This window comes from Micromonospora sp. NPDC007208 (assembly GCF_042869175.1).
In the GTDB taxonomy this organism is placed as follows: domain Bacteria; phylum Actinomycetota; class Actinomycetes; order Mycobacteriales; family Micromonosporaceae; genus Micromonospora; species Micromonospora foliorum.
The window spans coordinates 124,033-150,176 of sequence record NZ_JBIAFG010000017.1; the positions used below are offsets into that span (position 1 = coordinate 124,033).

25 protein-coding genes and 1 pseudogene are annotated in these 26,144 nt (G+C 72.2%); 12 read left to right on the plus strand and 14 right to left on the minus strand.

The genetic code is table 11. The features are described from left to right. Nucleotides 1-9: 9 nt before the first annotated feature. The 3 genes from ACFYL6_RS27560 to ACFYL6_RS27570 all read right to left on the minus strand — a co-directional run bounded on the left by ACFYL6_RS27560 (nt 10) and on the right by ACFYL6_RS27570 (nt 1,616). Nucleotides 10-327, minus strand: coding sequence for a DUF6506 family protein (locus ACFYL6_RS27560; protein ID WP_387175572.1), 318 nt, complete (start codon nt 325-327; stop codon nt 10-12). 95 nt (nt 328-422) lie between these two features. Continuing rightward, the gene (locus tag ACFYL6_RS27565) at nt 423-1,013 is read right to left on the minus strand and encodes a DUF1684 domain-containing protein (protein ID WP_387175574.1); all 591 of its coding nucleotides are present in this window, start codon (nt 1,011-1,013) and stop codon (nt 423-425) included. A 33-nt stretch (nt 1,014-1,046) separates the two neighbouring features. Beyond that, nucleotides 1,047-1,616 (minus strand): TetR/AcrR family transcriptional regulator, encoded by a 570-nt coding sequence (locus ACFYL6_RS27570; protein WP_387175576.1) that lies wholly within the window; start codon nt 1,614-1,616, stop codon nt 1,047-1,049. A gap of 60 nt (nt 1,617-1,676) precedes the next feature. Between ACFYL6_RS27570 and ACFYL6_RS27575 the strand changes: the two genes are divergently transcribed. Continuing rightward, nucleotides 1,677-2,165 carry an FBP domain-containing protein gene (locus ACFYL6_RS27575; RefSeq protein ID WP_387175578.1) on the plus strand — a complete coding sequence of 163 codons (489 nt, stop codon included), beginning with the start codon at nt 1,677-1,679 and terminating at the stop codon, nt 2,163-2,165. A gap of 58 nt (nt 2,166-2,223) precedes the next feature. Here the strand turns inward: ACFYL6_RS27575 and ACFYL6_RS27580 are convergent, their stop codons facing one another. Then, nucleotides 2,224-2,757 (minus strand): GNAT family N-acetyltransferase, encoded by a 534-nt coding sequence (locus ACFYL6_RS27580; protein WP_387175580.1) that lies wholly within the window; start codon nt 2,755-2,757, stop codon nt 2,224-2,226. Nucleotides 2,758-2,913: 156 nt separating this feature from the next. Here ACFYL6_RS27580 and ACFYL6_RS27585 point away from each other — a divergent pair, with 156 nt between their 5' ends. Then, complete coding sequence (locus tag ACFYL6_RS27585; RefSeq protein WP_238662302.1) at nt 2,914-3,396, plus strand: MarR family winged helix-turn-helix transcriptional regulator; 483 nt, start codon at nt 2,914-2,916, stop codon at nt 3,394-3,396. Nucleotides 3,397-3,407: 11 nt separating this feature from the next. Next, the gene (locus ACFYL6_RS27590; RefSeq protein WP_387175582.1) at nt 3,408-4,394 is read left to right on the plus strand and encodes a pirin family protein; all 987 of its coding nucleotides are present in this window, start codon (nt 3,408-3,410) and stop codon (nt 4,392-4,394) included. 64 nt (nt 4,395-4,458) lie between these two features. Here ACFYL6_RS27590 and ACFYL6_RS27595 read toward each other — a convergent pair whose 3' ends face one another. Beyond that, nucleotides 4,459-4,587, minus strand: coding sequence for a hypothetical protein (locus ACFYL6_RS27595; protein WP_387175584.1), 129 nt, complete (start codon nt 4,585-4,587; stop codon nt 4,459-4,461). 134 nt (nt 4,588-4,721) lie between these two features. Here ACFYL6_RS27595 and ACFYL6_RS27600 point away from each other — a divergent pair, with 134 nt between their 5' ends. Next, nucleotides 4,722-6,311 carry a phospholipase D family protein gene (locus tag ACFYL6_RS27600; RefSeq protein WP_387175586.1) on the plus strand — a complete coding sequence of 530 codons (1,590 nt, stop codon included), beginning with the start codon at nt 4,722-4,724 and terminating at the stop codon, nt 6,309-6,311. On the opposite strand, the gene ACFYL6_RS27605 is transcribed toward ACFYL6_RS27600, so the two are convergent. Further along, nucleotides 6,260-7,009 (minus strand): hypothetical protein, encoded by a 750-nt coding sequence (locus ACFYL6_RS27605; protein WP_387175588.1) that lies wholly within the window; start codon nt 7,007-7,009, stop codon nt 6,260-6,262. The genes ACFYL6_RS27600 and ACFYL6_RS27605 overlap by 52 nt on opposite strands. 376 nt (nt 7,010-7,385) lie before the next feature. Here ACFYL6_RS27605 and ACFYL6_RS27610 point away from each other — a divergent pair, with 376 nt between their 5' ends. Beyond that, nucleotides 7,386-8,210 carry a SigB/SigF/SigG family RNA polymerase sigma factor gene (locus ACFYL6_RS27610; protein ID WP_387175591.1) on the plus strand — a complete coding sequence of 275 codons (825 nt, stop codon included), beginning with the start codon at nt 7,386-7,388 and terminating at the stop codon, nt 8,208-8,210. Between the two features lie 106 nt (nt 8,211-8,316). Here the strand turns inward: ACFYL6_RS27610 and ACFYL6_RS27615 are convergent, their stop codons facing one another. Genes ACFYL6_RS27615 through ACFYL6_RS27625 form a run of 3 tightly spaced genes read right to left on the minus strand, consistent with a single transcriptional unit; the run spans nt 8,317 to nt 11,089 of the window. Next, nucleotides 8,317-8,907, minus strand: a complete 591-nt coding sequence (locus tag ACFYL6_RS27615) for a GNAT family N-acetyltransferase (RefSeq protein ID WP_387175593.1) — start codon at nt 8,905-8,907, stop codon at nt 8,317-8,319. Next, nucleotides 8,904-10,415 (minus strand): APC family permease, encoded by a 1,512-nt coding sequence (locus tag ACFYL6_RS27620; RefSeq protein ID WP_387175595.1) that lies wholly within the window; start codon nt 10,413-10,415, stop codon nt 8,904-8,906. The genes ACFYL6_RS27615 and ACFYL6_RS27620 overlap by 4 nt, the downstream gene beginning before the upstream one ends. A gap of 47 nt (nt 10,416-10,462) precedes the next feature. Next, the gene (locus ACFYL6_RS27625) at nt 10,463-11,089 is read right to left on the minus strand and encodes a GPP34 family phosphoprotein (protein ID WP_238662309.1); all 627 of its coding nucleotides are present in this window, start codon (nt 11,087-11,089) and stop codon (nt 10,463-10,465) included. Between the two features lie 183 nt (nt 11,090-11,272). Between ACFYL6_RS27625 and ACFYL6_RS27630 the strand changes: the two genes are divergently transcribed. Genes ACFYL6_RS27630 through hrpB form a run of 3 tightly spaced genes read left to right on the plus strand, consistent with a single transcriptional unit; the run spans nt 11,273 to nt 14,908 of the window. Continuing rightward, entirely contained in the window at nt 11,273-12,097 is an 825-nt protein-coding gene (locus tag ACFYL6_RS27630; RefSeq protein ID WP_387175644.1) for a helix-turn-helix domain-containing protein, read from the plus strand. Nucleotides 12,098-12,138: 41 nt separating this feature from the next. Next, nucleotides 12,139-12,339 (plus strand): DUF397 domain-containing protein, encoded by a 201-nt coding sequence (locus tag ACFYL6_RS27635; RefSeq protein ID WP_334509191.1) that lies wholly within the window; start codon nt 12,139-12,141, stop codon nt 12,337-12,339. 28 nt (nt 12,340-12,367) lie between these two features. Continuing rightward, complete coding sequence (gene hrpB, locus ACFYL6_RS27640) at nt 12,368-14,908, plus strand: ATP-dependent helicase HrpB (protein ID WP_387175597.1); 2,541 nt, start codon at nt 12,368-12,370, stop codon at nt 14,906-14,908. 110 nt (nt 14,909-15,018) lie between these two features. Here the strand turns inward: hrpB and ACFYL6_RS27645 are convergent, their stop codons facing one another. Then, complete coding sequence (locus ACFYL6_RS27645) at nt 15,019-15,744, minus strand: PP2C family serine/threonine-protein phosphatase (RefSeq protein WP_238658847.1); 726 nt, start codon at nt 15,742-15,744, stop codon at nt 15,019-15,021. 273 nt (nt 15,745-16,017) lie between these two features. On the opposite strand from ACFYL6_RS27645, the gene ACFYL6_RS27650 reads away from it, so the two are divergent. Next, a complete protein-coding gene (locus ACFYL6_RS27650) occupies nt 16,018-18,627 on the plus strand; it encodes a glycoside hydrolase family 9 protein (protein ID WP_387175599.1) in 2,610 nt (869 codons plus the stop codon). A gap of 65 nt (nt 18,628-18,692) precedes the next feature. Here the strand turns inward: ACFYL6_RS27650 and ACFYL6_RS27655 are convergent, their stop codons facing one another. After that, nucleotides 18,693-19,349, minus strand: a complete 657-nt coding sequence (locus ACFYL6_RS27655; protein ID WP_387175601.1) for an HAD family hydrolase — start codon at nt 19,347-19,349, stop codon at nt 18,693-18,695. A 113-nt stretch (nt 19,350-19,462) separates the two neighbouring features. On the opposite strand from ACFYL6_RS27655, the gene ACFYL6_RS27660 reads away from it, so the two are divergent. The 3 genes and pseudogenes from ACFYL6_RS27660 (at nt 19,463) to ACFYL6_RS27670 (ending at nt 23,311) form a co-directional block, all read left to right on the plus strand. Beyond that, nucleotides 19,463-20,377: a hypothetical protein gene (locus ACFYL6_RS27660; protein ID WP_387175603.1), complete on the plus strand. Its 915-nt coding sequence runs from the start codon at nt 19,463-19,465 to the stop codon at nt 20,375-20,377. 177 nt (nt 20,378-20,554) lie between these two features. Then, nucleotides 20,555-21,806, plus strand: a pseudogene (locus tag ACFYL6_RS27665) (DUF222 domain-containing protein). 233 nt (nt 21,807-22,039) lie between these two features. Further along, nucleotides 22,040-23,311, plus strand: a complete 1,272-nt coding sequence (locus ACFYL6_RS27670) for an MFS transporter (RefSeq protein ID WP_387175605.1) — start codon at nt 22,040-22,042, stop codon at nt 23,309-23,311. A gap of 3 nt (nt 23,312-23,314) precedes the next feature. Here the strand turns inward: ACFYL6_RS27670 and ACFYL6_RS27675 are convergent, their stop codons facing one another. Genes ACFYL6_RS27675 through ACFYL6_RS27685 form a run of 3 tightly spaced genes read right to left on the minus strand, consistent with a single transcriptional unit; the run spans nt 23,315 to nt 26,144 of the window. Then, nucleotides 23,315-23,572, minus strand: a complete 258-nt coding sequence (locus tag ACFYL6_RS27675) for a UBP-type zinc finger domain-containing protein (RefSeq protein ID WP_091401591.1) — start codon at nt 23,570-23,572, stop codon at nt 23,315-23,317. Next, a complete protein-coding gene (locus tag ACFYL6_RS27680; RefSeq protein ID WP_387175608.1) occupies nt 23,569-25,140 on the minus strand; it encodes a Na+/H+ antiporter in 1,572 nt (523 codons plus the stop codon). The genes ACFYL6_RS27675 and ACFYL6_RS27680 overlap by 4 nt, the downstream gene beginning before the upstream one ends. A 38-nt stretch (nt 25,141-25,178) precedes the next feature. Next, nucleotides 25,179-26,144, minus strand: a complete 966-nt coding sequence (locus ACFYL6_RS27685) for a TIGR03885 family FMN-dependent LLM class oxidoreductase (RefSeq protein ID WP_387175610.1) — start codon at nt 26,142-26,144, stop codon at nt 25,179-25,181.

The following is a 26,144-nucleotide window of genomic DNA, read 5'->3' on the forward strand; positions in this document are numbered from 1 at the left end:
TTTCGTCGTTCAGTCGGGCTGAGCCTCGAACAGCTCGCCGTACCGCGTGGCGCCGCGCACCGAGTCCACCGCGAACGTGACGTGCCCGACCGGCACCCGCCCGCCGACGGCCTCGGCCACCCGTGCCGCTGCCGCCAGCGCGAAACCGCCGCACAGCTCGATCAGCGCGACTCCCTCGGCCAGCAGGTTCACCGCCACGGCGGGGGCCAGCACCGGGTCCGGCACGGGCACGAGGTACGTGCGTTGGCCGTCGCGGTCCAGCACGACCCGGTCGGCAACGGGGTCGCTGCCCGGGTGCTCATAGATGTACGCCCAGCTGACCGTCATCAGACCACTCCCCCTCGCGGATCGGTGATATCGACCGTAGGCGTTGAACGCGACGTGAGGTCAAGCCGCGCGCGAGTCCACGGGGATCGAGCCGATCAATAGGTCTTGTACGCCAGCTCGCCGGCACGGATGTCGACCTCGACCCGGTTCTCCGGTGGTGCCAGCGGGCAGGCCCAGCGGTCGTCGTAGGCGCAGCTCGGGTTGTAGAGGTAGTTGGCGTCCAACCGGACCCGGTCGCCGGGCAACAACTGCACACCCCGGCCGAAGGTGCCCTTCACCGTGTCGGTGAGGTACCGGCCTCCCCCGTAGCTCTCCCGCCCACAGGTGCCGTCGCGCAGTGGCACGAACAGCCCGCCCCCGTACGCCTCGATCCACCACAGGGTCAGCGGCCCCCATGACGTCTCGGCAACCGCCACCCGCCGGTACGCGATCACCCCGTCCGGGCCGCCGGTGTCGATGCGCAGCTCTCCGCTGGCCGGCCGCAGGGGCGCCTCGACCACGGCCTCGGGATTGGGCGGGAAGTAGCGAACTCCAGCGAAGTCGAGTCGCTCCGCCACGGGGATCGGGCTCTGCGGGTGGGTGGCGAAGAGTTCGTCGCGGCCGGCGCGGAAGCCGGCCAGGTCGACGTCGGACAGGTACAGCCGGGCGATCCGCTCCCGCCAGTCGGCCAACTCCAGATCATCCACGCCACCGAGCCTATGCCGCGGCGCCGCGGCACCTCAGCGCGACGGCCAGTTGGTGAGGACGGCGTCGAGGGCGTCCAGGGTGCGCGACCACGAGTCGTCGGTGGGGCGCGGGGTGTGCCGGAAGCCACCGGTCTTCTCCAGGCTCACGAAGCCGTGGAACGTGCTGTGCATCATCCGCACCGCGTCGGTCTGGTCGGGCTCGGAGAGCCGGTAGCCGCGCAGGATCGCCCGGGTCATCTCGGCGTGCCGGACGCCCGCGCTCGTCGCGGCGGTCTCCGGGTCGAGGTCGATCTGCATGGCGGCGTAGCGGCCCGGGTGCTCCCGTGCGTAGTCGCGGTACGCGTTGGCGAAGGCCACCAGCGCGTCCTTGCCGGCCCGGCCGGCGAGCGCGGCGGCGACCCGGTCGGCCAGCTCGGCCAGCGCCAGCAGAGCGATCCGGACCCGCAGGTCGTGGGCGTTCTTGAGGTGGAAGTACAGACTCGCGTCCTTCACCCCGAAACGGCGCGCGAGCGCGGCAACTGTCACGTTCTCCACGCCCACCTCGTCGGCCAGCTCGGCCCCGGCCAGGGTCAGGCGTTCGACGGTCACCCCTGCGCGTGCCATCCACCACACTCCAAACCTAGCTACGTTAATGGTTTGCCTAGTGGGGCTAGGCTACTACCTATGTTGGTCCTGACCGAATCCGTCATCCGCGCGTCCTTCGTCAACTGCAGCCGGGGCGAGGCGAAGCGGCTGACCGTACCCAACGATCTTGAAATGCGACCCTGGGACGACCTCGACTTTCTCGGCTGGCGGGATCCCTCCGCGCCGCAGCGGGCCTATCTGGTCGCCGAGACCGACGGCAAGCTGGCCGGGGTGGTGCTGCGGGCCGCTACGCACCAGACGGGGCGCGTGCGGCACAGCATGTGCTCGTTCTGCCTGACCACGCACCTCGGCGGTGGCGTCTCGTTGATGACCGCCCCCAAGGCCGGTCCGAGCGGACGGCAGGGCGACTCCGTGGGCACGTACCTCTGCTCCGACCTGGCCTGCTCGCTGTACCTGCGGGGGAAGAAGCACGCCGGGCCGCCCGCGCCCGAGCCGCTGCCCCTGCCGGAGCGGATCGAGCGCGTCCAGACCGCCCTCGCGACCTTCCTGCGCAAGGTCACCGAGTGACGGTTCGAGGCGACCGGGCGCGGCCGGGGCCGAAGCGTGTTCGGACCCCGGCCCGCGCCTAGCGGTCGGTGGCCAGGCGGGCGTGCAGGTGCTCGTCGTAGCGGCGGCCGTCGCCATACCGGTACGACTCGCGCAGGGTCCCCTCGGCCGGGTAGCCGGCGCGGTCGGCGACCCGGCAGGACGCCGGGTTGGCCACCGCGTGACACAACTCCACCCGGTGCAGCCCGAGACCCGCGAACGCCCAGTCGGTGAGCCGGACGACCGCGCGCACCGCCACCTGACGCCCCCGGGCCGCGGGCACCGTCCAGTAGCCGATGGACGCGTCGCCGTGGTGGATGTGGTGCAGCGACACCGAGCCCAGCAGTTTGCCGTCGGCCGCCGAGGTGACCGCCATCGAGGCGTGGTCGCCGGCTGACCAGTCGGCCCGGCGGCGGACCCAGAGCAGGGCGACCTCGTCGTCGATCGGGCCGCCGCCCTGCGGGTTCCACTGGGCGATCGCCGGGTCGCGCAGGGCGTCGCGCACCGTCGGGGCGTCCTCGTCTCGCCACGGGCGCAGCAACAGGTCGGCGGCGGCGAGTTCCACGTGTTCCACGAGGCCGGAGTCTGGCACAGCGCGCCACCTCCGCGCCGCCGCATTACCGCAGGTTTTCTTCAAAGCTGCACGATCCTCCCGCCAAAGGGCGTAGGGGTGACCCAGGCAACGCTCAACGGCAGTAGTTAAATTTTGAAAGAGTGCTATCGTCGTGGCATGACCGAGAGCCTGGACAGCACCCGAGAGGCCGCCTGGCGCGCCTACATCGAGGCCAGCCAGCGTCTCTACACGCAGTTGGAAGAGGACCTGCGGGTCGACAGCGGCCTCAGCTTCGCCGACTACCACGTGCTGGTCCTGCTCTCCGAGGCGCCGGGGCAGCGGCTGCGGATGGGCGAGCTGGCCAGCCGGTTGATCTTCTCGCCCAGCCGCCTCACGTACCAGGTCTCCTCCATGCAACGCCGTGGCCTGGTCAGCAAGGAGCCCTGCCCGGACGACAGGCGCGGCAGCGAGGCGGTGCTCACCGCCGCCGGGCTGCTCGCCCTGCGGGAAGCCGCACCCCACCATCTGGCGTCGGTGCGTACCCACCTGATGGACGACCTCGACGATGCCGAGGTCGCCTGCCTCACCCGGGTCTTCGACCGGCTCGGCGAGCGCCTGCGGGCATCGCGGGTCAGCTCGACCACCCCTGCCCCCCGTTAGGAGCCCTCGACATGCCCGCGATCACCGTCGACAACGTTCTCGTCCTGCCCCGCCTGCCTCTACTCGACGAGGCCACCACGATCCGCCCGGTCCGCACGGTGACCACGGCGCCCAGCGGCTTCGAGGGTGAGGGCTTCCCGGTCCGTCGCGCCTTCGCCGGGGTGTCGACCACCGACCTGGACCCGTTCATCCACCTCGACCAGATGGGCGAGGTCGACTACGCGCCGGGCGAGCCAAAGGGCACCCCCTGGCACCCGCACCGCGGCTTCGAGACCGTCACGTACATCATCGACGGCGTCTTCGACCACCAGGACTCCAACGGCGGTGGGGGCACCATCACCGACGGCGACACCCAGTGGATGACGGCGGGCAGCGGCCTGCTGCACATCGAGGCGCCGCCGGAGCACCTGGTGGTGAGCGGCGGGCTCTTCCACGGCACCCAACTGTGGGTCAACCTGCCCCGCTCGGCCAAGATGAACCCGCCCCGCTACCAGGACATCCGGGGCCGCGAGTCGGCGCTGCTCACCACGCCCGACGGCGGCGCGCTGATCCGGGTCATCGCCGGCGAGGTCGCCGGGCACCGCGGCCCGGGTTCGACCTTCACGCCGATCACCATCACGCACGTCACCGTGCAGCCGGGCGCACAGGTCGACCTGCCCTGGAGGCCCGACTTCAACGCCCTGGTGTACGTGCTCGGCGGTCGCGGGACGGTCGGCACCGACCGGCGGCCGGTGCGTACCGGTCAGCTCGCGGTGCACGGCGCGGGCGACGCGTTGCGGTTCAGCGCCGACACGGCGCAGGACAGCAACGCCCCGGCGCTGGACCTCTACATCATGGGTGGTCAGCCGATCCGGGAGCCGGTGGCACAGTACGGCCCGTTCGTGATGAACACCCGGGACGAGCTGCTCAAGGCATTCGAGGACTTCCAGGCCGGCCGTCTGGGCGTGATCCCCACCGAGCGGCTCCCGCACACCGGCGGCCAGGGCACCCGGCCCTGACCACGGTCGACCGCTGAGATCGGCGCCGACGCCTCCGGTTCACCCCGGCGGCGTCGGCGCCGCCTCAGGAGACCGCAAAAATCCCGGCAACCCCCAGAATCACCATCACCAACACCGCTACCAGCGCACCCCGTTCGCTCTCCACCGCCGGCTCGCGGTGCTCGGTCACGGGATTCGTCGTGTCGCGGTGCATGGTGTGGCCTCCTCGGCTGTTGTCGCGTCGCTTCCGATGGCGTTGGCCAGGTCACCGGTCTGTCGGCCTGGCGTGCGGACCCGCGTCGGGGGTCCTACCGTGAGGACGTTGCCGACCTCCAGGGGGGCTGGACGGTGCCATTGCAGGACTGGTTTCTCACCGCAGAGGAACGCGCCAACCCGGTGTCTGGCATACCCGTCTGGACCACGGGAAACCTCGCCGAGCCGTTGATTCACGGTGCCGCGTACTTCGACCGGCTGGTCGACGAGGTCGAGGCCCTGGGCCCGGGCGACCACCTGTTCTTCACCGACTGGCGGGGTGACCCGGACCAGCGGCTGCGCCCGGACGGTCCGACGGTGGCCCAACTCTTCGCGCAGGCCGCGCAGCGCGGTGTCGTGGTCAAGGGGTTGATCTGGCGCTCGCACCTCGACGTCCTGGCCTACAGCGAGGCGGAGAACCGCGACCTCAGCGAGACGATCTCGGCCGCCGGCGGCGAGGTGCTGCTGGACCAACGGGTCCGGCGCGGCGGCTCGCACCATCAGAAGCTCGTGGTGCTGCGGCACCCGGGCGCGCCCGAGCGGGACGTCGCCTTCGCCGGTGGGATCGACCTGTGCCACAGCCGCCGGGACGACGCCGCGCACCACGGCGACCCGCAGCCGGTGCAGATGTCCCCCCGGTACGGACCGAATCCGCCCTGGCACGACGTGCAGCTCGCGGTGCGCGGTCCGGTGGTCGGCGCGTTGGACACCCTGTTCCGGGAACGCTGGACCGACCCCATGCCACTGGACTCGGAGAACCCGATGGCCTACCTGCGGGATCGGCTGCGCGGCTCGGACCTGCGCCCCGACCCGCTGCCCGAGCAACCGGCCGACCCGCCGCCCTGCGGTCCGCACCGGATCCAGGTGCTGCGCACCTACCCCGCCGTCCGGCCCCGCTACTCGTTCGCACCGAACGGGGAGCGGACCGTGGCCCGGGGCTACACCAAGGCGGTACGCCGGGCCCGCCGGCTCATCTACCTGGAGGACCAGTACCTCTGGTCGGCCGAGGTGGCGGACCTCTTCGCGCACGCGCTGCGGGACAACCAGGACCTGCACCTGATCGCCGTCGTCCCCCGGCACCCGGACGTGGACGGCAGGCTGGCGTTGCCGCCGAACATGGTCGGGCGCGAGCAGGCACTGTCACTGTGTGAGCGGGCCGCACCGGACCGGGTGCACGTGTTCGACGTGGAGAACCACGCTGGCAACCCTGTCTACGTGCACGCCAAGGTCTGCGTGGTCGACGACGTCTGGGCCAGTGTGGGCAGCGACAACTTCAACCGGCGGTCCTGGACCCACGACAGCGAGTTGTCCTGCGCGGTGCTCGACGACACCCTGGACCAGCGGGAGCCCACCGACCCCGCGGGGCGGGGCGACGGCGCGCGGACCTTCGCCCGGGACCTGCGACTGCGGCTGTGGCGCGAGCACCTGGACCGTGACCCGGACGGCGCCGACGACGCCGACCTGCTGGACCCGGCGGACGCCGTCGCGGCCGTCACGGCCGCCGCCGACGCGCTCCAGCAGTGGTACGACGACGGCCAGGTGGGAGAACGCCCGCCCGGGCGGCTGCGCCCGCACCGCCCCGAGCGGCTGCCGTGGTACACCCGGGCCTGGGCGCTGCCGGTGTACCGGCTGGTCTACGACCCGGACGGCAGGCCGCTGCGGGCGAGGCTGGCCGGCACCTGGTGAAGCGGCCGGGCCGGCTCCGGCGCGGCGACCGCGTGCACGCTCAGCCCGCCGGGGTAGGCGAACGAGGAGCGCGGTGAGTAGTAGCCGAAGCCGATGGTCAACGGGTTGGCCGGGCGCAGCGCGTACATCGGGTGGCCGGGCTGGAGGAACTCCACCGACTCGATCTCGAACGGGGCGACCGGCTCGGCGACGAACGGGTAGGCCGAGCTGAGCAGTTGGCCGTCGCGCCGGGTGAAGTAGCGGTGGTGGCCACTGCTGATCACGTGCCCGGTCTCCCCCACGCGACACCGCGCCCGGATCAACGGCGTGCCGTCGATCTCCGTCTCGGAGAGCAGGTCCTCGCCGGTCACGTCGATCCGGGTGCGCCCGGCGAGCACCGGGGCGCCGCGGGCGACGGCGTACTCACGGACCCGCCGGCTGGAGGCCACGTAGTGGGTCCACCAGCCACCCGCGTTGAGGCCGCCGGGCGCGTCGACGCCCAGGAGCGAGATGCCGAGGTAGGTCAGCGAGTACGCGCCGAAGCCGGAGGTCTGCGTCTCGTCGTCGACGACGTACTGGTTGAGGAAGACCTGCCGGTCGGGGCGGGGGGAGAGCCCAGGAGGGACCAGCGCGGCGACCGCGTCGGGATCCGCCGGCAGCCAGCTGAAGTAGAGGGTGCGACTGTTCACGACGAGCTGGGGAGCGGCTGGATCGAGCACGGTGCCTCCGAACCGGGTGTGTACACGCGACGCTACGGCCGGTCCCGCCAGCGGGACAAGGACGGATAGTCGACACTCCTGGCGACTTGTCGGATTTCATGTTGACCACTCGACGCGACCCGTGGACCGGTCGGCCGAACCGGTCGGCCGACCGGGCAGCGGCCTACGGCCGGAACAACGGGTAAGGATCCTCACAGCCACCCCGACTTCCGCGCCACTTGCCCCTTTTGTGGTTGAACACGCCTTAAGTACATCAACCTTTCGGCTAGATTTCTGGGAGACGATCAGGTTAAGGTGACTCCCGAACGGCCCATTGGAAGCTAAACCAAAGCGTCACGTCTTTTTGTCCGCGGACGAGGTGCAGGGAGGACCACCCATGACCGCGCCAACGATCACCGAGCAGCCGAGCGCCGCCGTGAAGACCAGCACCAAGCTCGACCCGCGCGCTCTCACCGACAGCGCCGCCGACCTGCTCAACGCCATGGCGGCGCTGCCCGCCAACCACCCGTCGCGCGCCGCGCTGCGGGACCGGGCGATCGAGGCCTGGCTGCCTCTCGCCAACCACCTTGCCCACCGCTACAGCGGGCGCGGCGAGCCGAACGACGACCTGGCGCAGACCGCCGCGATCGGCCTGATCAAGGCCATCGACAAGTTCGACCCCGAGCGTGGCGTCGACTTCGCCGGTTACGCGATCCCCACCATCATCGGCGAGCTCAAGCGGCACTTCCGGGACCGCACCTGGGACATCCGGGTGCCCCGTCGGCTCCAGGAGCTGCGGCTGGCCATCTCCGACGCCAACAGCTCGCTCCTGCAGACCCTCGGCCGCTCGCCGACGGTCGCCGACATCGCCGCGCACCTCAAGCTCACCGAGGAAGAGGTGCTGGAGGGCCTGGAGGGCGCCCGCGCGTACAACGCGGTGTCGCTGTCCACCCCGACCGGCGACGGCGAGCGCGCCACCGAGCTGGGCGACATGCTCGGCGGCGAGGACAGCGAGTTCGAGCTGGCTGAGCTGCGGGTCGCCCTCGGCCCGGCGCTGGCCACCCTCGACGAGCGCGAGCAGAAGATCCTCACGCTGCGCTTCTACGGCAACCTGACCCAGTCGCAGATCGCCGACCAGATCGGCGTCTCGCAGATGCACGTCTCGCGGCTGCTGACCCGGGCGCTGACCAAGCTGCGCGGCCAGCTCGACGGCACGTACTGACCAGCTGACGACAGGAGGGCCGGGTCCGTGGACCCGGCCCTCCTCCGTGTCCGCGTTGTCACGTCAACGTGACAACGCGACCACTGACCGTAGCAGTGAGGTCTCGTCAGTGGCCGACCGGCTCCCGCCACATCGGCCAGAACGGCGTGCCGTCGGGCACCCGGAACGGCTCACCGGCCAGGTAGCCGTGCTTCGCGTACAGGTCCCGGCTGCGCGGGCTGCTCGCCTCCAGGTACGCCGGCATCCCGTTGGCGTCCAGCCAGGCGTGGTGGTGTCGCATCAGCGCGCTCCCCAACCCCTGCCCCTGCCGGTCGGGCCGGGTCGCCAGGAACGCGAGGTGGTGGTGATCCGGGTGCGGGTGGTTCGCCGCGAACAGCTCGTCGAGGTGCTGGAACCGGTCGGTCCACTCACCGCAGGCGGCGGCCAGTCGGGCGTCGTAGTCCGCCGGCGGCGGCGCCGGCTCGCCGACCGACGGAAACCAGACCGCCACCGAGGCCCGGTCCGCGGTGGCGTGGACCAGGCCGTGCCGCATCGCGTGCCCGACCAGGATCTCGAAGTCACCGGCCAGCACGGCCTCCCGCTTGCTCGGGTCGGGGACCAGCCAGTAGGTCACCTCCAGGACGGTGAACGCCTCGGCGATCCGACCGGCCACGAGGGCGGTCTCCTCCGGCCCGAGCCGCTCGATGACCACGCTCATCGGGTCACCTCCACGGCGGCCGGCGCGTCCGGCTTGACGGCGGCGGCGGCGCTCGCCGCGCCCAGGCCGATCCGGGCGTACGTGTCCGGGCGGTTGCTGCGCAGCAGCAGGGCCCAGCCGATGCCCAGCAGGGCAGCCACCGGGTACGCGGCGGGCAGCGCCCAGCGCAGCGTCGAGTCCGGCGCGACGCCGAGCAGGTTGGCGAAGTTCGACACGGCCAACCAGATGATCACGAAGAGCGCGATGGTGGCCAGCCCGGGTGCGATGGCCCGTCGCCAGAGGTTCTCGCCGCCGGCGGAGCGGACGAAGTAGGCGATCACCGCCACCGAGGTGGTGGCGATCAGCAGCAGGACGCCGAAGCCGCCGGTGGTGCCGACCCAGAAGAACAGCTGGACCACCGGGTCCCAGCCGTTGACCGCGTACAGCAGGATGACCAGCAGCCCGAGGACGCTCTGCGCCACCGAGGCGGCCCGCGGCGCCCCGGTACGGGCCGAGGTCTGCCCGAACACCGCCGGCAGCACCCGCTCCCGACCGAGCGCGAACGTGTAGCGGGCCGTGGTGTTGTGGAACGAGATCATCGCGGCGAGCACCGAGGTCAGGAAGAGCACCTGCCCGATGGTGACCGCGGTGTCGCCGAGCTGCGCGGCGGCCAGGTTGAAGATCAGCCCGACGCTCTGCTCGCCAGCCTCGGCCACGATCCGGTCCTGCCCGACGGCGACCGTCATGGTCCAGGACGACAGCGCGTACAGCCCGGCGATGATCGCCACCGAGAGGTAGGTGGCCAACGGCACGGTCCGCTTCGGGTCCTTGCTCTCCTCACTGAAGACCACCGCCGACTCGAAGCCGACGAAGCCGAGGACGGCGAGCACCAGCACCGCGCCGACACCCGGCACGAAGAGGTTGTCCGGTGCGAACGAGGCGAAGCTGACCTGGCCGTCGGCCGGGTTGCCGAGCTGTCCCAGGTCGAAGACGAGGACCACCACGATCTCGGCGACCAGCAGCGCGGCCAGGACCATGCCGTTGAGGTCGACCCGGAGCAGGCCGAGCAGGCCGACCAACGCCCACGCCACCAGCGCCACCACGGCCCAGTGCGGGTGCCCGCCGAAGAGCCGGTCGAGCACCGGCTCGGCCGCCACACCGATGGTGCCGTACAGCCCGACCTGCAGCGCGTTGTACGCGATCAGCGCGACCCAGGCGGCGCCCACGCCGGCCGGCCGGCCGAGGCCGCGGGAGACGTAGGCATAGAAGGCGCCGGCGTTCTCCACCCGGCGCGACATCGCCACGTAGCCCACCGAGAACAGCGCGAGCACCGCGGCGACCAGCAGGAAGGCCAGCGGGATTCCGGTCACCCCGATGACGCCGTAGCCGGTGGTGACGACGCCGGCCACCACGGTCAGCGGCGCGGCGGCGGAGAGGACGAAGAAGATCACCGAGGGGATGCCGAGACGGCCCCGGGCCAGGGCTTCGGAGACGTTGCTGGGTCGGTCGACTGTCGATGTCGGGGGCATACGACTACTCCGGTTGTCGAGGGGAGGGTTGGGGGTTACCGGGGGGATCAGGGGATGCCGCGCAGCACGGCCGCGCCGACGGCGGCCTCGGTGTGCCCGACGAGTTCCTTGAGGGGGGCCGGCAGCGCGGGGATGAGGACGTTCAACCGGTGGTGCGCGCGAGGGCCGGCGCTCCACAGCACCTCGCGGGTGAGCCCCGCGGCCACGACCAGGCCGAGCAGCAGGGCGTCCGGCACGCCGGGCGGGTCCGGCCGGTCCAGCAGGGCCCGCAGCCGGGTGGCCGGCCAGGCCACCGCGTTGAGGTCGATCGGCAGGTAGCTGACCGTGGTACGCAGCAGCCGGCGGCTCTCCTGGCGGCGCAGCACCCCGGCACGGGCCAGCCGCTCCCCCACCGAGGCGGTCGCGCTCTGCGCCAGGAAGCTCAGCCAGGTGCGCAATTCCCGGTGCTGGGACTCGCCGACCAACTGGTCCAGCACGGTGTGCGCCAGGGCATCGGCCGGCGGGCGCCTGTCGATGACGGTGATCTGCCCGGCCATGACGGTGATGTGTCCATAAAGGATCAGTTCGCCGAGGAGCCCGCCGGCCAGCCCGAGCCCGGTCGCCGCCGGGTGCAGTTTGGCCTTGCCGCGACTGTCGTTGTGTGCGATCAGGAAGAACTCGTCGGCGATGAGCAACGGTCCTCCCGCACAGGTGTGTCCACAGTGATCGCGACCGGGAAAGGATGCACCGACAGCTACTGCAACGCAACTCCCAGATTTGAAAGTTGCACTCCGTGCAGGCGCGACCTGCGGATCTTGTCGTGGCAGACTCGGACGGTGACCGCCACTCCCACCATCCGACCCGCCGCCAGCCCGACCGTGCGGCGACGCCGCATCGCGCGGGAGCTCCGCCAACTTCGGGAACGCGCGGGCATGACCCTCGATGTGGCCGCCCGCCAGCTCGACATGTCGAAGAGCAACCTCTCCCGGATCGAGACCGCGCAGATCGGCATCAAACCGCGCGACGTCCGGGCCGCCCTCGCCCTGTACCAGGTGACCGGTTCGGATGCCGAAGCGCTGATCGAGATCGCCCGGGGGGCACAGCAGCGCGGCTGGTGGCAGAACTACAGCGACGTGCTCCCCGAGTGGTTCGAGTTCTACGTCGGGCTGGAGGCCGAGGCGGCGGCACTGCGGACGTACGAGGCCGAGTCGGTGCCCGGGCTGTTGCAGACCGAGGCGTACGCCCGGGAGATCTTCCGGCGCACCGCCGGCGAGGACGGCCTGGAGCGCAAGATCGCCGCCCGCCTGCGCCGGCAGGAGGTGCTGCGCCGCGACGACCCGGTCGACCTGTCGGTGATCCTCAACGAGGCGGTGCTCCTGCGCCCGGTCGGCGGCACCGCGGTGATGGCCGAACAGCTGGTCCACATGAGCCGAATCGCGCAACTACCCAACGTGACAATTCAGGTACTTCCATTCGCGGCCGGCGGCCATCCGGCCATGAGCACCCCGTACGTGATCCTCAACTTCGCCGATGCCGCCGACGCGTCCGTGGTTTACCTGGATAACCTCACGATGGGACTGGCTCTGGAGGATGCCGATCATGTGCTCGGGTATAGCCTTCTGCACGAGGAGCTGTGCCGGATGGCGCTCGATCCGACGGCGTCGATGACCCGTCTTGAGCAGGCTTCTCGTAACTTTGCGTGACCGCTTCTGCGGCACGCCGACGCAGACGAGAGGTACCGCGGATGACGGCGTACGACCTGACCCGAGCGGACTGGCGCACCAGCACGCGCAGCAGCGGCAACGGCAACTGCGTGGAGGTCGCGACAGTCGACGGTCAGGTCGCCGTCCGGGACAGCAAGGACCGCTCCGGCCCGGTGCTCGCCTTCGGCGCGGTGGCCTGGCGGGCCTTCGTGCTCGGCGTCGGCGAGGTCCGTCGCTCCTGACGCACCCGCCCCGGTGCGAGACTGGGCCGTGCTCTCCGACGTAACCATTGACCTGCCGGTCCGTCCGGTGCTGCCGGCCTTGGTCGCGGCACTCGACGCGGCCGGCGCCGGTGTGCTGGTGGCCCCGCCGGGCACCGGCAAGACCACCCTCGCGCCGCTGGCCGTGGCCGACCGGGTGACCGGTCGGGTGGTGATCGCCCAACCCCGCCGGGTGGCGGCTCGTGCCGCCGCCCGGCGGATGGCCGAGCTGCTCGGCGAACGGGTCGGTGAGCGGGTCGGCTACGCGGTGCGCGGCGAGCGCCGGGTCGGCCCGGCCACCCGGATCGAGGTGGTCACCACCGGCCTGCTGGTCCGCCGGCTGCACCACGACCCGGAGCTGCCGGGCACGGGTGCCGTGCTGCTCGACGAGTGCCACGAACGCCAACTCGACGCCGACCTCGCGCTGGCCTTCACCGTCGAGGCGCGCGCCACCCTCCGGCCCGACCTGTGGCTGCTGGCGATGTCGGCGACCCCGGACACCGACCGGTTCGCCGCGCTGCTGGGCGGGCCGACCCCGGCCCCGGTGGTACGGGCCGACTCGGCGTTGCATCCGGTGCAGCGGATCTGGGTGCCCCCGGCCCGCCCGATCGCCCCGCCCGGGGCCGGGCCGGTGGACCGGGCCCTGCTCGACCACGTGGCCGCCACCGTTCGGCGGGCGCTGCGTGAGCACGACGGCGACGTGCTCGTCTTCCTGCCCGGGGCCGGCGAGATCGCGGCGGTCACGGGCCGCCTGAACGACCTGCGGGACGCGGTCGCGCTGCTGCCTCTGCACGGCCGTCAACGGGGGGCCGAGCAGGACGCCGCCCTGCGTCGCGCGGACCGACGGCGGGTGGTGCTGGCCACCGCGCTGGCCGAGACCAGTCTGACCGTCCCGGGTGTGCGGATCGTGGTGGACGCCGGGCTCTCCCGGGTGCCCCGAATCGACCTGGCCCGTGGGCTGGGCGCGCTGGTCACCGTGCCGGTCTCCCGCGCCGCCGCCACCCAGCGGGCCGGCCGGGCCGGCCGGGAGGCACCCGGATACGTCTACCGCTGCTGGTCGGCAGCGACCCACGAGCGGCTGCCCGCCCGCGCCGAGCCGGAGATCGCCACCGCCGACCTGACCGGCTTCGCGCTGGAGCTGGCCGCCTGGGGCCGACCGGACGGCGTCGGGCTCGCGTTGCCCGACGCGCCGCCGGCCGCCGCCATGACGGTTGCCCGGGAGACGCTGGAGACCCTCGGCGCGGTCGACGCCGACGGTCGGATCACGGCACGGGGACGGTCGATCGCCGCCGCCGGGGCGCACCCACGGCTGGCCCGGGCGCTGCTCGACGGCGCCGGCCGGGTCGGAGCCGACCGGGCCGCCGAGGTGGTCGCCCTGCTCGCCGAGGAGAGCGCGGCCGGCCCCGGTGACGATCTGGTCGCCGGTTGGCGTCGGCTGCGCAGCGGCGTCGACGCGGGCGCGACCGCGCGCTGGCGCACCGAGGTACGCCGGCTGCGCGCCGCGCTGCCGACCGGCGCCCCGCCGAAGGGCCGCGCCGATGCCACCGACCGCGCCGGCTCGGGTGGGCTGAGCGACGATCTCGCCGCCGGGCTGCTCGTCGGTCTGGCGTACCCGGAACGGTTGGCCCGGGTGCGGCGGCCGGGCGGTTCGGCGTACCTGATGACCGGCGGGACCGCCGCGGAGCTGGCGGCCGGCTCGGGGCTGACCGGGTCCGACTGGCTGGCGGTGGCGGTCGCGGACCGCACCCCCGGCGCGCCGTCGGCCCGCATCCGCCGGGCCTCCCCGGTGGACGAGACGACGGCCCGGGAGGCGGCCGGTCCGTTGCTGCGCACCGGCCGTGAGGTCGGCTGGTCCGACGGGGACGTGGTGGCCCGGGAGGTGACCCGGCTGGGCGCGATCGAGCTGGTCCAGCGACGGCTGGACCGGCCGGACCGGGCGGAGGTGGCCGCGGCGTTACAGACCGGCCTACGTCAGGACGGGCTGGGGCTGCTGCCCTGGACCCCGGCGGCGCGGGCGCTGCGCGAGCGGCTCGCGTTCCTCCGACACCACCTGGGCGATCCGTGGCCGGAGGTCGACGACGACTCGTTGCTCGACGCCGCGCCGAGCTGGCTGGGCCCGGAGTTGGCCGCCGCCCGCCGCCGGGCCGACCTGGCGCGGGTGGACGTGTCGTCGGCGCTGCGTCGGCTGCTGCCCTGGGCGCAGGCCGCCCGCCTCGACGAGCTGGCCCCGGAGCGGATCGAGGTGCCGAGTGGTTCCCGGATCCGGCTGGACTACAGCGACCCGGCCGCGCCGGTGCTTGCCGTGAAGCTCCAGGAGACGTTCGGTTGGCCGGCGGCTCCCCGGATCGCCGAGGGTCGGGTGCCGGTGCTGCTGCACCTGCTCTCCCCCGCCGGTCGGCCGGTGGCGGTCACCGCCGACCTGGCGTCGTTCTGGCGTACCGGCTATCCGCAGGTCCGCTCCGAGCTGCGCGGGCGCTATCCCCGGCACCCGTGGCCGGAGGATCCGGGAACGGCGAAACCCACCCGGCACGCCACGCCGCGTCGGCGCTGAGCGCCGGCCTACTCCTCGACCACGTCGGCGCTGAGGGCCGGCCTACTCCCCGACCGCCTCGGCGCTGCGGGCCGGTCTACTCCCCGACCGCCTCGGCGCTGCGGGCCGGTCTACTCCTCGACGACGTCGGCCACCACGACGGTGACGTTGTCCGGCGCGCCGGCGTGCAGGGCCAGGTCGATCAGCTTGGCGGCGCAGGCGCCCCGGTCCGGATAGCCGCTGAGCACCTCGGTGAGGGTGTCCGGGCGGACCACGTTGGAGAGGCCGTCGCTGCACAGCAGCCACCGGTCGCCGGCCCGGGGCACCATTGTCGCGTACGACGGGGAGACCTCGTCGCCCTGCAACGCCTGGGTGACCACGGCGCGGCGCGGGTGGCTGCTGGCCTGGTCCGGGGTGATCACGCCCTGATCCACCAGCATCTGGACGAACGTGTCGTCCCGGGTGACCTGCTTGAGCACGCCCTCGCGGAACAGGTAGGCCCGGGAGTCGCCCACGTGCGCGAGCGCCAGGCAGCTGCCGGTACGGGCGAAGAGCAGGGCGGTCAGCGTGGTGCCCATGCCCTGGCGCTCGGGATCCTCGGCGACCGCCTGTCGGATCCGGGAGGTGGCCAGCGCGATGCCACCCTCGAGCGCGGCGACCAGGGCGTCCTCGGGTGTCTCCACGTCCAGCGGGGCGACCGCGTCGATGGTGAGGGCGCTGGCCAGGTCGCCGGCGGCCATTCCGCCCATGCCGTCGGCGACGGCGACGAGCCAGGTGCCGGCGTGCAGGGCGTCCTGGTTTCCGCTGCGGATCAGCCCACGGTCGCTCGTTCCCACGGAACGCAGCTTCAGGGTCATGGGAGGCAGCCTGCCAGGCGAAGGGCGCAGTTGTCTCTAGGAGATCAGGACGACGGCGCGTGGCGCGGCCAATCTCACGTTCGGGCGGCGCCGTGACGGGAGGCGCCGTCGGGCTGACCGCCCTCGTCGAATGCCAGAACCCATCCAACCAGATCAATTGACATGGCGTACCGGCACTGGAAACATCGAGCCAATACCTGGGAGCGCTCCCAGGTATTCGCGCACCACCGTGCCACCACCACTGCCCCACTTCCCGTCCCGGAAGGACTCCCCGTGACGCCATCCCGACGCCGCCTCCTGTTGGCTGCGGCGACCACTCTGGCCCTCACCGGCGCGGGCGCCGGCGCGGCCCACGCCGACCCACCACCGGACGCCCCCGAGCAGATCGACAACGGCGACTTCAGCGCCGGGGTGAGCCCCTGGTTCTCCTTCGGCACCGGCGCGCTGGCGGTCACCGACGGCCGGCTCTGCACCACTGTCGCGGGCGGGCTGGCCAACCCGTGGGACGCCGGCATCGGCCAGGACGGCGTGCCGCTGATCGCCGGCGCCGAATACACCCTCGGCTTCTCCGTGTCCGCCACTCCCGGCGCCGCGGTCAAGGCCGTGTTGCAGCTCGGCAGCGCCCCGTACACCACGTACGCGGCCGTGGACGCCACCGCGACCGGCACCGCCCAGCGGGTCGAGCAGACCTTCACCGTCCCGGACGACAATCCCAACGCCCAACTGATCTTCCAGGTCGGCGGTTCCGCCCAGGCGCAGACCATCTGCCTGGACGACGTCTCACTGCGCGGCGGCGAGCCACCCGAGCCGTACGAGCCGGACACCGGGCCGCGGGTGCGTGTCAACCAGGTCGGCTACCTTCCCGGCGGCCCGAAGAACGCCACTGTCGTCACCGAGGCCACCGGGCCGCTGCCCTGGCAGCTGCGCAGCGCCGCCGGCGCGGTCGTGGCCAGTGGCACGACCACCGCTCGCGGTGTCGACGCCGCCTCCGGGCAGAACGTGCAGACTGTCGACTTCTCCAGCTACCGCACCCCCGGCACCGGGCTCACGCTCACCGTGGACGGCGAGACCAGCCACCCGTTCGACATCTCCGGCGCCCTCTACGACCAGCTGCGCTCCGACTCGTTGCAGTTCTTCTACGCCCAGCGCAGCGGCATCGCCATCGACGGCGACCTGATCGGCGACGAGTACGCCCGACCCGCCGGCCACCTCGGCGTCGCACCCAACCAGGGCGACACCAACGTGCCCTGCCAACCGGGTGTCTGCGACTACTCCCTCGACGTGCGTGGCGGCTGGTACGACGCCGGCGACCACGGCAAGTACGTGGTCAACGGTGGCATCGCCACCTACCAGCTGTTGAACACCTTCGAGCGGACCAAGACGGCGGCCACCGCCGGCGGCGGCGCCAAGCTCGCCGACGGCACGCTGCGGGTGCCCGAGCGCGACAACGGGGTGCCGGACATCCTCGACGAGGCCCGCTGGGAGCTGGAGTTCCTGCTGCGCATGCAGGTGCCCGCCGGCAAGCCGCTCGCCGGCATGGTCCACCACAAGATCCACGACCAGAACTGGACCGGGCTGCCCCTCGCCCCGCAGGACGACCCGCAGCCGCGCGAGCTGCACCCACCGTCGACCGCGGCCACCCTCAACCTCGCCGCCACCGCCGCCCAGTGCGCGCGGCTCTTCGCCCCCTACGACGCGGCGTTCGCGACCCGCTGCGGCACTGCCGCGAAGACGGCCTACGCCGCGGCCAAGGCCCACCCGGCGGTGTACGCCAGCCCGACCGACGGCACCGGCGGCGGCGCGTACGACGACAGCAACGTCACCGACGAGTTCTACTGGGCGGCGGCCGAGCTGTACCTGACCACCGGGGCGCAGACCTACCTGGCCGACCTGACCGCCTCACCGCACCACACCGGGAACGTGTTTGACGCACGGGGCTTCGGCTGGCAGAGCGTGGCGGCGCTGGGCCGCCTCGACCTGGCCACCGTGCCGAACGGGCTGCCCGCCGCCGATCTGGCCCGGGTCCGCGCCTCGGTCACCGCCGCCGCCGACACGTACCTCGCCGAGCTGCGCCGGCAGGCGTACGGGCTGCCGATGCCCGGTGACGCCAACAGCTACTTCTGGGGTGGCAACAGCAACGTCATCAACAACGCCGTGGTGCTGGCCACCGCGTTCGACCTGACCCGCAACCCCGCCTACCGCGACGGCGCCGTGCAGGCCATGGACTACATCTTCGGTCGCAACGCCCTGAACATCTCCTACGTCACCGGGTGGGGAGAGCACGCCGCGCAGAACCAGCACAGCCGGATCTTCGGCCACCAGCTCGACCCCAACCTGCCCCGACCGCCCGCCGGCTCCCTCGCCGGCGGCCCGAACGCGGCCCTGCAGGACCCGTTCGTGGCGCAACTGCTCGCCGGCTGCGAGCCGATGTTCTGCTACGTCGACGACATCAACTCGTACTCGACAAACGAGGTCGCGATCAACTGGAACTCGGCGCTGGCCTGGATCTCCTCGTTCCTGGCCGACCAGGGTGATACCGGCGCGGTACCGGCCACCACCTGCACGGCGCGCTACGCCAACTACGGCGCCTGGCAGGGCGGCACCGGGTTCACCGGGCAGCTGACCATCCAGAACACGGGTGCCACGGCCGTCAACGGCTGGAGCGTGCGTTTCGCGTTCACCGGTGACCAGCGGGTACGCGAGGCGTGGCTGGCGAAGGTCACCCAGTCCGGCGCGACGGTGACCGCGCGCAACGAGTCGTACAACGCCAAGATCGCACCCGGCGGCACGGTGACGTTCGGCTTCAACGCGACGACGGGCGGGGGCGCCAACCCGAGCCCCGGCCTGGTCACCGTCAACGGAGCGGCCTGCTCTCTGACCTGACCCCGGCCCTGGTGGCCGCCCCTACCGGGCGGCCACCAGGAGCGCACGATCACGCGGTCGGCGGGTCAACCGCCGGCCGCGTTGTGCTTCGCGACCAGGCCGGGGAGTTCGTCCAGCGAGTCGATCCGGAACAGGCACCGCTCGGCCACGGTGGAGGGGTCGAGGATGTGCCCCCACGGGCCACGTCGGATCAGGCACGTCTGCATGCCCGCCTCCAGGGCCGGGCGCACATCGTTGTCGGGCCGATCGCCGACGTACAGGATCGACGACGCCACACCACCGCCAGCGGCGACGACCCGCTCGAAGAACACCGGTGACGGCTTCGCCACGCCCCACCCGTGCGACGTGCCGATCACGTCCACCGGGAGGTCGAGACCACGCAGGGTGGCCTCCGCGTGAGCTGGCTGGTTGCCGGCCAGGCCCACGAACAGGCCCTGGTCCTTCAGGGACTGAAGGCACCCTCGCGCGTCCGGGTAGAGATCCTCCTCGGCGAACGACTCCGGCTGGCCGGCAGCCGCCCGACGCTCCAGCTCGGTGGTGAGATCGAAGTCGGGCCGGAAGACCCGGAACGTCTCCTGATAGTCCAGACCCCGGGCGATCACCGCACCGAAGACCGCCGAGAACGTGTGCCGGGGTACGCCGAGCCAGTCGGCCCAGGCAGCGAACTCGTGGGACTCGTCGAGAATGGTCCCACCGACATCGAAGATGACCGTGTCAATCATGTCCGTCCCCCGTCGACGCTCACACCGTCGGTGAAGCGTAGACGGGTGTACAAGCGGCCGGACGCGCGGCAAAACCGATGGATCGGACGCTCCCAGTGAGCCATGGTGACGCCATGGATGGCGACGAACTGCCTGGCGCGCAGCGTCGGGTGTGGGCGGCGATGCCGGCGGGGACGCGAACCGCGCTGGCCGGGCTGTCCGGCGCAGACCTGCGCAGTCTGCTGTTGAGCGTGGCCCGCGACCGGACGGCGACCGTATGCCCGTCCGAGGTGGTACGCCGCTGGCACGAGGACCGCTTCGTCCGCCCAGCCCGTGCCGACCCCCGCGTACTGGCACAGGTGGAGGCCCGGATGTGGCAACTGCTGCCCGCCGACGTGGCCGGCGTGGAACTGTCGCCGGTCGTACCGGCCGGCACCTGCTCGGCGGTCGCGCCGATCAGCCAGAACAGGATCGTCACCACGATGCGCGCCAGCGAGGTGCTGAGCGACCCCACCAACGCCCTCGCGGTCGAGGCGGCCGTACGTCGCCGCCGACAGAGCGAGGTGCACCTGGCCGCCGCCCATCGGGTGCTGCGGGCGCAGGATTTCGGCAGTGACACGTCGGCGCACTTTCGGCTCTTCGCCCTGGTGTCCAGCGCCCGGGACACTGGCTCGGGCGAGACCCAGGCCCGACTGCTGGTCCGGCACCTCACCTACTGGCGGAGCGTGCTCGCCGAGTTGGCACCTACCGCCGCGCCCCGGCTGCACGTCACCACATTCGACGACCGGGTCGTCCGGGAGCGGCTGGCGGACACCGTCCGACCGGCACTCGCCGACCATGTCGTGCCGCTCGTGGACGAACCGGAGCGGTCTCGCGGTCGCGGCTACTACACCGGGTGTGCCCTACGCATCACCGTCCTGGACGGCAGCCTGGAGATCGGCGACGGCGGCCTCACCGACTGGACCGCCCGGCTGAGCGGCGACGCCAAGGAACGCTGCCTCGTCTCCTGCCTCGCCACCGAACGTCTCGTCGACAGCATCAGCCGCTGAGCCGGGGCTCAGCGAATCTGGCGAGTCAGCCCAGCCGCACGTCGGCGTGCGCAGCGACCCCGTGAAGGCCACCTCGTCCACCTTCGGGTGGCTACGGATTGTCGCCCCTTCGAAGCAGCCGAACCTGTCCTACTGAGCGACCCCGAAAGTGTCGTACACGTGTTCTATCGTCGGTCCATGGTGGAGGAGTTGGCGCAGGCCGAGGCGGCCATTGCCGACTGCCTCGACGCACCGACGTGGGCTCTTCCGGAGCGCGACCTCGTCGCGGCACTCGACGCCACGCACCGGCTCGAACAACGCCTGGCCACGGTCAAGCTGGCCCTCGTGCGGGAGCTGGACGGTCGAGGCACCGCGACCGCGCAGGGCCCGTCCTTGACGGCAGTGTGGCTGCGCGACCGGTTACGCCTCAGCGTCTCCGCCGCTCGCCGGCTGGTCGATCTCGCCGGTGCGTTGGACACCGGAGAGCCCGGGGTGCGGACCGCTCTGGCCAGCGGGGATATCAGCGTGGAGCAGGCCCAGGTCATCGGCGACACGGTCCGCACAGTGCGCACGGCCGCTGGCTCCGAGGCGGCTGAGAAGGCGGTGGGTGTCCTGGTCGAGTGGGCCGGACAGTTCGAGCCGACCCTGCTGCGCAAGCTGAGCACGCGGATCCTCGATCACGTCGCTCCCGAGGTCAGCGAAGCCGCGGCCAGGGCTGCGATGGAGGCCGAGGCCCGCCGAGCCTGCCGAGACCGCCACCTCACGCTGTCGGAGCTGCGGGACGGCCGGCTACGGCTGTCCGGCATCCTCGACGGCGAGACGGCCGGCCTGCTGCGCGCCGCGATCGACCCGCTGACCGCACCGTCCGGTCCGGACGATCCGCGTTCTCCTGGGCAACGCCGCCACGACGCGCTCGCCGATCTCTGCCGGCTTGCCCTGCGCACCGGCGAGCTACCCGAGAACGGGCGGCGACCCCGCCCAACTCGTCGTCACCACCAGCTTCGACACGTTGGCCCAGGGGCTCGACGCCGGCGCTCTCGACACCGGCCTGCACCTCACACCCGAGGCCGTGCGCCGGCTCGCCTGCGACGCGGCGATCCTGCCCGCCATCCTCGGCAGCGCTGGCCAACCACTCGACGTCGGTCGACAACGCCGCCTCATCAGCGGTCCGCTGCGACGCGCGCTCGTGCTACGCGACCGAGGCTGCGCGTTCCCCGGCTGCGACCGCCCACCGCGCTGGTGCGAGGCCCACCACATCAAGCACTGGGCCGACGGCGGCACCACCAGCCTCGACAACGCCGTGCTGCTCTGCGGCCACCACCACCGACACCTGCACCACAGCGACTGGGCTGTTCGACTCGGCGGCGACGGCCACCCCGAGTTCGTCCCACCCGCCTGGCTCGACCCCGAACAACTCCCCCGCCGCAACCAGTACCACCGACGAACCTGACCTCCTTAAGACCGTGTCCTGCCGATCAGGAGGTGACAGCCGCGCACTCAGCGTCGAGGGGGTGGGCGGTTGGTCCCCTGCCCGTGGCTACGGAAGCCAGGTGAGGGCTGTGGGCAAGGCAAGGCCGGTGGATCTTCGCGCTGAGCCGCCCGAGATCGGCCTGGACACGGCATGTGACGGGCACCGCACTACGCGGGGCATCGATGAGCAGGCGGCCGCTCTAGGGTCGGTAAATGGGCACCACGGCGGAGGTTCGCGACCGCTGGCGGTCGCTGTCGCCGCTGCCGCCGCCCGGTCGGCTACGCACCCTGTCGCTGGCCACCCTCGCCAATACGATCGGCACGGGGCTGTGGGTAACGGGTGCGGCGCTCTTCCTCACCCGCGCCGTGGGGCTGACCCCGACGGAGGTGGGGCTCGGGCTCACTCTCGCCGGCCTGGTCGGGCTCACTGCCAGCGTGCCGCTCGGCGGGCTCGCCGACCGACGTGACCCCCGGAGCCTCCGTGCCGTCCTGCAACTGGCGCAGGCCGCCGTCGCCGCCGCGTACCTGCTGGTCGGCTCTTTTTCCGTCTTTCTTCTGGTGGCCACACTGGACGCTCTGCTGATCTCCGGTAACCTCGCCGTCCGCGCCGCGCTGGTCGCCGCGGTGGGCGGCCCCGAGGGCCGGGTGCACGCCTTTGCCACCCTGCGTGCGGTGGCCAACCTGGGCGTGGCGCTCGGTGCGGGCCTCGCCGCGTTCGCGCTGGTGGCGGACACCGGATGGGCGTACCGGCTGCTGGTGCTCGGCAACGTCTCCACCTATCTGGTCTCGGCGGCGCTGATCATGCGACTCCCGGCGTACCCACCGGAGCGTCGGCCCCTGGGGCAGAGAGCCGGTCGGGCGCTGCGCGACGGCCCGTTCCTCGCGGTCGTCGGAACCTCGGCGGTGCTCTCCGTGCACCACGTGGCGTTGACGCTGGTGCTGCCGCTGTGGGTGGTGGCGCACACCGACGCGCCGCTGGTGACGGTCTCCGCTCTCCTGCTGGTCAACACGCTGCTCACGGTGCTGTTCGCCGTACGGCTCAGCGGGAGCGCCGCGCACGCGGTGCCGGCGGCGGCGACGATGCGCCGGGCCGGGCTGGTGCTCGCGGCCGGGATGCTGCTCTGGGCCGTGACCGCCGTGGTGCCCACCACGGTGGCGGTCGGCCTGCTGCTGGGCGCGACGGTGATCTACACCCTGGGCGACCTGTGGCACGCCGGTGCCGGGGCGGCGTTGGCCTACGACCTCGCCGCCCCGGACGCCCTCGGCGCCTACCAGGGGGTCGACGGACTGCTCGCCGGGCTGGTCCGCGCGGCGGGCCCGGCCCTGCTGACCTGGCTGATCATCGACGGCGGCCCGGTCGGCTGGCTGGCGCTGGCGGGGTTGCTCGCGCTCACCGGCCTCGCCGTGCCACCGCTCACCCGACGCGCCCTGGCCGACCGCGCCGACCGCGCCGACCGCGCCGACCGGGCACCGCACCCGGGCTGACCGTCAGCCGATCTCCTCGTCGACGAAGCACCAGCGCCAGGCCTCGCCCGGCTGGGCCGAGCGGATCACCGGGTGGCCGGTGGACGCGAAGTGCTTGCTCGCGTGCTGGTTCGGCGACGAGTCACAGCAGCCGACCTGCCCGCAGCTCAGGCAGGTGCGCAGGTGCACCCAGTAGGTGTCGCCGATGGCGACGCAGTCCGCGCACTCGTCGGGGGTGCGGGGCTCGGCGGCACCGGCCTCGGTCAGGTGCTGACAGCTCACTTCTCAACCTCTCGCAGCAACGACTCTTCCAAATCCAGGTCACGATAGGCCCGCACCAACACTTCCTCAGGAATCCGACCGGAGTCCCGGGCAGCCCGGAACACATCCCGCTCGGCGTCGATCATCTCCTGCCGCAGCCGACCGTACGCCTGCGACGGGGTCTCCCGCTCGTTGCCGCCGAGTCGTTCCCACGCCATGTTGGTGCGGTCCTCCACCGCTCGGCGCAGCCGGTCCACCACCGGATCCGGGGCGCTGTCGGCCAACTCGTCGAGGCGGTCCTGGGCGGCCTTGCTGGCCTGTTGCTGCACTGCGGCTGCGGAGAGCGCGTCCTGTACCGGGTCGTCCTGCGGCAGCTTCAGTCGGCGGGCGACCAGCGGCAGGGTGGCGCCCTGGCCGACCAGGGTGAAAACGATCACGGCGAAGGCCAGCCAGATGAACAACGCCCTGGGGTACGGCTCGTCGTCGGCCAGGGTCAGCGGCAGGGCCAGCGCGGCGGCCAGGGTCACCACGCCGCGCATGCCGGCCCAGCCGATGATGATCGGGAACTTCGGTGAGGGCCGGGCGTCCCGGCGGCGGACCCGGGGGACCAACCGGGCCAGGTAGGTGGCCGGGAAGAGCCAGACGAAGCGGGTCAGGAAGACGGTGGCGAGCACCGCGAAGGTGATCAGGATGAGTGAGCCGATCGGCTCGTCGAGATCGCGCAGTACCTCCCGCAGTTGGAGCCCGACCAGCAGGAAGACCAGGCCCTCCAGCAGGAAGCGGACCAGCCGCCAGAACGCGCCGACCTGCAACCGGGACGCCGCGGACAGCAGCTGGGGCAGCTTGTGCCCGAGCACCAGACCGGTGACGACCACCGCGACGACCCCGGAGGCGTGCAGGTGTTCGGCGCTGAACACCACCGCGAACGGGATGATCAGCGACAGCGCGTTGTCCAGCAGCGGGTCGTTGATCCGCCGATGCAGGAAGCCGAACACCAGCGCCCCGAGCGCCCCGATCAGGATGCCGCCGCCGGTGGACCGCAGCACCTCGATGGCGATCTTGTCGGCGCCGACGGCCGAGCCGATGGTGGCCATCGTCGCGACCCGCAGCAGCACCAGGGCGGTCGCGTCGTTGACCAGGCTCTCGCCCTCCAGGATGGTGACGACCCGGCGGGGCAGCCCGACCCGGCGGGCGACGGCGGTGGCGGCCACGGCGTCCGGTGGGGCGACCACCGCGCCGAGGGCCAGGCAGATCGCGAACGGCAGCTGCGGCAGCAGCAGGTGCAGCACCAGCCCGACCAGGAACGCGGTGAACAACACCAGGCCGACCGCGAGCAGCAGGATCGGCCGGATGTTGTTCTTGAACGCCGGCACCGAGGTCTCCAGCGCGGCCACGTAGAGCAGCGGCGGCAGGATGCCGACAAGCACCAGCTCCGGGTCGAGTTCCACCTGCGGGAAGCCCGGCACGAACGAGAGCGCCAGGCCGAGGACGACCAGCACGATCGGCGCGAGCAGGCCGAGCCGGCGGGCCAACGCGGCGCCCAGGGTGGCGATCGCCAGGAAGACGACGACCGGAAACAGGCTTTCCATGGGGTACGAGCCTAGGGGTACGCGTCCTGCGGCCCCGATCAGCCGCCCGGGCGCAGTTTTGGCAGCACCTCCGCGCCGAACGCGTCGATGAAGCCGCGCTGCTCCTGCCCGACGTGGTGCAGGGCGATCTGGTCGAAGCCGAGCTGCACGTACTCCTCCAGCCAGCCGACGTGTCGGCCCAGGTCCGCCGACACGTTCACCACCTCGGCGACCCGCTGGGCCGGCACGTCGGCGGAGACCACGTCGAAGTGTTCGACGGTCTCCAGGTCCCAGCAGACCGGCGGGGCGAAGACGTTGCTACGCCACTGGTCGTGGGCGATGGCCTCGGCCTGGGCCTGCTCCGGCGCCCAGGAGACGTGCACCTGGAGGTGCAGCGGCCCGCGCCCGCCCGCGTCCCGGTACGCGTCGATCATCTCGCGCAGGTGGGCAACCGGGGCGTTCACGGTGATCAGTCCGTCCGCCCACTCGGCGCACCAGCGGGCGGTGGCCACGCTGACGGCGGCGCCGACCAGCGCGGGCGGCTGCTCGGGGCGGGTCCAGAGCCGGGCCCGATCCACCCGGACCAGCCCGTCGTGGCTGACCTCCTCGCCGGCCAGCAGGGCCCGGATCACGTCCACGCACTCGCGCAGCCGGGCGGCGCGTACGTCCTTGCGCGGCCACGGGTCGCCGGTGATGTGCTCGTTGCTGGCCTCGCCGGTGCCCAGGGCCGCCCAGAACCGGCCCGGGTACATCGCGCCGAGGGTGCCGATCGCCTGCGCGATGATCGCCGGGTGGTACCGCTGACCGGGCGCGTTGACCACGCCGAACGGCATGCCGGTGGCCTGCAACGCCGAGCCCAGCCAGGACCAGGCGAAGCCGGACTCGCCCTGCCGGGCACTCCACGGGGAGAAGTGGTCGGAGCACATGGCGGCGTCGAAGCCGGCCCGTTCGGCCTGGATCACCGCCTCCAACAGGGCGCGCGGACCGATCTGCTCATGCGAGGCGTGGAACCCGAACGACGTCAT